Origin of the sequence: Mycobacterium sp. E3339, assembly GCF_001666915.1 — a bacterium.
GTDB lineage: Bacteria > Actinomycetota > Actinomycetes > Mycobacteriales > Mycobacteriaceae > Mycobacterium.
Genome location: NZ_LZIZ01000090.1, coordinates 1 through 1,204, shown reverse-complemented (window position 1 = coordinate 1,204; position 1,204 = coordinate 1). Strand labels below are relative to the sequence as shown.

The window sequence follows — 1,204 nt, the reverse complement described above, 5'->3', positions numbered from 1 at the left end:
GCGGTGGCCGGCCGGGTGTCGATGGCGGGGTCGGCGACATCCAGCACGGTGAGGTCGTGCCCGTCCAGCCGCCGGCGTAGCGCGGTGGTGGTCAGCACCACGATCGGAGCGGCGTCGCCCAGCACGAACCCGATCCGTTCGTCGGGCAGGGCCGGGTCGATGGGCAGGTAGGCCGCCCCGGTCTTGAGCACCGCCAGGATCGCGATGATCGCCTCGCCCGAACGCGGCACCAGCAGCGCCACACACTGGCCCGGTCCGGCGCCGTGACCGATCAAAAAGTGCGCCAACCGGTTTGACGCCTCATCGAGCTGCTCGTAGGTCCACGACCGGCCCCCGCAACCCAGCGCCACCCCCTGCGGAACCCGCGCCACCTGCGCGGCGAACAACCCCGGCACCGAGCGCTCAACCACCGCCCGGCCCAACACCGCCCGATGACCCCAGGCCTCGACCCGGTCCCGCTCACCCGCATCGAGCACATCGATCGCCGACAACCTCGTGCCCGGATCAGCCGTCATCGCCTCCAACACCCGCCGCAACCGCTCCACCAACGCGCTCACGGTGCCCGGATCGAACACGTCGGTGCGGAACTCCACCGCACCCGAAATCCCGCCCGGCTCACCGACATCGGTGTAGCGCTCGGCCAGGTTGAACGCCAGGTCCATCCGCGCGGTGCGGGTGTCAACCGGCAGCTGGGTCACCTGCAAGTCGCCCAATGCCAACCCCGGATCACCGGGCAAGTTCTGCCAGGCCAACATCACCTGCACCAGCGGATGATGCGCCAACGACCGCACCGGGTTGAGCCGCTCCACCAACACCTCGAACGGAACGTCTCGATGCTCAAGCGCGGCAAGACCTTTCAAGCGCACCTGACCGAGCAGCTCGCTGACGGTCGGATCACCGGCCACGTCCACCCGCAGCACCAACGTGTTGACGAAGAATCCAACCAGCCCATCCAGGGCCGAGTCGCGCCGCCCGGCGATCGGAAAGCCCACGAGCACATCGGAACTCGCGCTCACACGCGAGATCAGCACCGCCAACGCGGCCTGGACCACCATGAAACTGGTCGCGCCGCACTCGCGCGCCACCGCGCGCACCCGCCGCTGCAGCTCCGCGGACCAATCCACCACCACCGTGTCCCCGCACTGATCGGCCACCGCCGGATACGGCCGATCCGTCGGCAACTCCACACGTTCGGGAATCCCGG

General features: G+C 69.4%; 1 protein-coding gene. It reads right to left on the bottom strand.

The genetic code is table 11. From position 1 onward, the window contains the following. The coding region (locus A5702_RS08665; RefSeq protein WP_156669532.1) for a condensation domain-containing protein at positions 1-1,204 on the bottom strand (1,204 nt) is incomplete at both ends.